This is a genomic window from Candidatus Woesearchaeota archaeon, from assembly GCA_003694805.1.
Classification (GTDB): Archaea; Nanobdellota; Nanobdellia; order Woesearchaeales; family J110; genus J110.
On the sequence record RFJU01000124.1, the window covers coordinates 1 to 4,396 of the forward strand.

Genomic DNA, 4,396 nt, shown 5'->3' on the forward strand with positions numbered 1-4,396 from the left:
ATCAAACAACAACCAAACACACATTCTTTCTTTAAATAAACCAACGAAAAAACCTTCCAAATCAACAAAAATAAAGTTTCCACAAGAAGTCAAGGGGTGGGTTTTATTCACTTCAAAAAACACAACCAAACACACACCATTCAACAAGCACAATATTTATAAAACCTTCACTTCTTTTGGAACTGAGGGGGTTGAGTGAGCGTGACATCTGATATCACAACATTTTTCAGAAACTACCTGGAACAAGAATCTCTCTTCAAAGACAAACAAAAACTCCAAGCCCAATTCATCCCAGAAACCATACGGCATCGAGACGAACAAGTGCACACTATTGCAAATATTCTCGCACCAAGCCTTCGTAAAGAAAGACCGAGCAACATTTTCATTTACGGGAAAACAGGAACAGGGAAAACACTTGTTTCCCGCTACACCACCAAAAAGCTCGAAGCAGTTGCAAAACAACAAAACATCCCCCTCCTCACCATCTACGTCAACTGCAAACTCAAAAAAGTTGCAGATACAGACTACAGACTTCTCGCAGAACTCACTAGGGAATTGGGGAAAAACATCCCACCAACAGGACTTCCAACCGACGAAGTCTACCGCTACTTCTTCGAAACACTCGAACAAAAAAAACACAACACCATCATCATTCTCGACGAAATCGATCAACTCATCAGAAAAGCAGGAGATGAAATCATCTACAACCTCACCCGAATGAACGCAGAACTAAAAAACGCACAAATAGCAATTATTGGTATCAGCAACGATTTAACCTTCCAAAACAACCTCGACCCAAGAGTGAAATCATCACTCTCAGAAGAAGAAATACTCTTTCCACCCTATAACGCCTTTCACCTTCAAGAAATCCTCACAGACCGTTGTAAAGAAGCCTTCCATGACGGCGTCATAGAAGAAGGCGTCATCCAAAAATGTGCAGCGTACTCCGCAAGAGAACACGGAGATGCAAGAAGAGCCCTCGAACTCATCAGAGTCGCAGGAGAACTTGCCGAACGAGAAGGAGCAAAAACAATAACACTAGAACACGTAGATAAAGCAGAGGACAAAATAGAACGCGACAGAATATTTGACGCAGTAGCCACCCAACCCAAACAAGTCAAAACAACCATTTATGCAATCTTTCTCTGTGAAGAACACACTACCAACGAGACAATCTTCACCGGCGAACTCTACGAAGTCTACAGAAAACTCTGCGACCACACCGCCCTCAGGCCACTCACCCAAAGAAGAATATCAGACATCCTTGCCGAACTCGACATGCTCGGCATCATCAACGCAAAAATCATCAGCAAAGGACGCTTCGGCAGGACACGAGAAATCACGCTCGCCATACCACCAACACTCAAAGACCGACTCAAAAAATACCTCAAAAAAGAAGTGCAAGGATGAAAACAACAACAGAAATTGTTCACGAACTCATAGATAAGGGGGTTCTCGTAACACCAGCCATGCTCAAAACCATCCAAGCACAAAACTCCCAAGCCACCAACACACCACAAACAACAACACCTCCACCAGTCCACCTCGTAAAAAACTACACAAAAAAAACAACAAAAAGAGAAGTTGCTGATTTTGTCCAGCACTACACCATCAGATTCAAGACCATAGAACGAATGATCAGGCAGCGGCCAGAAGCGAGAGGAACAACAACCATACAACGCGCAATGCAGTCACAAGCAGAAACATCAACCATTATAGGAATGATTTGTGAAAAGCAAGAAACAAAAAACAAAAACATCATCCTCGAAGTGGAAGACTTAACAGGAAGAGCAAAAGTCATTATCAGCCAGAACAACAACGAACTCCTCCAACAAGCAAAAGACTTGTTTCTTGATGAAATAATAGGAATCACAGCAAGAAAGGGCGACGGGGTTTTTTTTGCAACAGACATCATACACCCAGACATCCCCTTCCACGAACTCAAAAAATCACCAGAAGAACGCTACATAGCCGTCATTGGAGACCTCCATTTCGGATCAAAAAAATTCTTAGCAGAAGAGTTCAACAAATTCCTCGAATGGATAAATGGGAACGTTGGCAGCGAATCACAAAAGCGCATAGCACAACTAGTAGACTACCTCATCTTCATTGGTGATGTCGTCGAAGGAGTCGGTGTCTACCCCGGACAGGAAGAAGACCTCACACACACCAGCATCAAAGAGCAATTCAAAGGATTTGCAACGCTCCTCAAAAAAATACCATCAAGCAAGAGAATCATCATCGGACCAGGCAACCACGAGCCGGTCAGGCTTGCCGAACCACAACCACCAATACCTCAAGATTTGGCCCCTGAGCTCTACAACATGCCCAACGTCACCCTCACCTCCAACCCCGCAACGTTCATCCTCAACAAAACAAACACCTTTCCCGGCCTCACCATCCTCTACTACCACGGCTACAGCATTCCTTACTACGCTGACAACATCCCTTCAATCAGGGCAGGAGGTGGTTTGAAGAAAGTGGACCTCATCATGAAAGAGCTCCTCAAAAGACGCCACCTCGCACCAACCCACAACAGCAACCAATACTTACCAGACCCTGAAGAAGACCACCTCATCATTGACACCATCCCTGACATTTTCATAACAGGGCACGTTCACCGCGTAGCAGTATCCTCGTACAAAAACGTAACCATCATCAACGGAAGCTGCTGGACCGACATGACAGAGAACCAAGAAAAAAGAGGCTTGGAAAACCAACCAGGAAAAGTCCCCCTCATCAACACACAAACAAGGGAAGTTCGCATTCTCAACTTCCACAAGGAAACAAACCAACGTTCATGAAAACCAAAAACGAACAACAAACCATTCCTGCCTCGCCAAGAATCAACAACTACTTTGCACAACTACAAAAAAGAACACAAGCTGCGTTCGCCCTCGCTGAAAAAGCAAGAAAAAAACATTACGACCCCGTCGATCATGTAGAAATTGTTCTCGCCAAAAACTTAGCAGAGCGCGTTGTTGGAATCATATCGGCCGTCGCTCCTCAAATAAAAAACTCCGGAGTCGTCCAACGCATTCTCGAGCTCGAAAAACACTATGGTGCTCTCGACTGGCGCGTAGCCCTCATTATTGCCCACGAAGTCGCCCAGGAAAAGTTCTGCACTTTCAAAGACAAAAGAGAAGCAATGGAGGTGGGCATACGAGTAGGGTTTGCCTACGTCACCGTCGGCGTCGTTTCTGCACCAATAGAAGGATTTGTCACACTCGAACTCAAAGACAGACGTGACAAACAAGGAAAGTACTTCTGCCTCGTCTTTGCAGGGCCTGTTCGAGGAGCAGGAGGAACAGCAGCCAGCGTTGCAGTCCTCATAGCGGACTATGTACGAAAAAAAATGGGGTATGCAACGTACGACCCGGACGAAAAAGAAGTGGCCAGAACCTATGCAGAACTTGAAGACTACCACGAATGGGTCACCAATCTCCAATATTTCCCCAGCAAAGAAGAAGCAGACTTCATGACCAAACACCTCCCCCTCGAAATAAGCGGAGACCCATCAGAAAAATACGAAATAAGCAACGTCAACCTCAAAGACCTGCCAAGAGTACCAACAAACAACCTCAGAAGCGGCTTTTGCCTCATCCACAGCTCCTGCCTCGAACTCAAAGCCCCAAAACTCTGGGGGAAAATACGCAAATGGGCAAAAGAAATGGACCTAGAACACTGGAGCTTTCTTGAGGAATTCATCGCCATTCAAAAAAAAGCAAAAGCCAAGAACACGCAAGCAACAACCCAAGAAACCTCCAGAATAACGCCCGACTACACCTACATTAAAGATGTCGTCGCAGGCAGACCCGTCTTCAGCCACCCGCTCCGACCAGGCGGCTTTCGCTTACGGTACGGCCGAGGAAGAGCTTCTGGCTTCAGCGCGCAAAGTATTCACCCCGCAACCATGATAGTCACCAACAACTTCATCGCAACAGGAACTCAACTCAAGGTCGAACGACCAGGAAAAGCAGCCGCAATAACCCCATGCGACACGATAGAAGGCCCAATAGTCCTCCTACGCAACGGTTCAGTAAAGAAAATAACTACTGAAGACCAAGCCAGAAAACTACAACCCCACATTAAGAACATCCTCTTCTTAGGCGACATCCTCATCAACTATGGAGACTTCTTCGACAGAGCCCATACCTTAGCACCGGCAGGATACACGCCTGAAGAGTGGATTCTCGAACTTCAAAACTACCTCACCACCCACCACGAAACCACAGCGTCCTTAGCAGAAAAAACAAACATCAACAACGACAAACTCCACTCACTTTTCGAGTCACCCCTCACCACAACCATCACTTCACACGAGGCATGGACGCTCGCAACAACAACGAACACACCCCTCCACCCAGACCACCTCTACTACTGGTCTCTTCTCACC

4 protein-coding genes are annotated in these 4,396 nt (G+C 46.0%); all 4 read left to right on the forward strand.

Translation table 11 applies throughout. The features are described from left to right. A partial coding sequence (locus D6783_04490; GenBank protein RME52536.1) for a hypothetical protein occupies positions 1–199 on the forward strand: 199 nt, incomplete at its 5' end. Then, a complete protein-coding gene (locus D6783_04495) occupies positions 196–1,410 on the forward strand; it encodes an ORC1-type DNA replication protein (protein RME52537.1) in 1,215 nt (404 codons plus the stop codon). The genes D6783_04490 and D6783_04495, both read left to right, overlap by 4 nt. Continuing rightward, on the forward strand, positions 1,407–2,804 hold the full coding sequence (locus tag D6783_04500; GenBank protein RME52538.1) for a hypothetical protein: 1,398 nt from the start codon (positions 1,407–1,409) through the stop codon (positions 2,802–2,804). Before D6783_04495 ends, D6783_04500 begins: the two co-directional genes overlap by 4 nt. After that, positions 2,801–4,396: DNA polymerase II large subunit (locus D6783_04505; protein RME52539.1), on the forward strand; the 1,596-nt coding region annotated here is incomplete at its 3' end. The genes D6783_04500 and D6783_04505, both read left to right, overlap by 4 nt.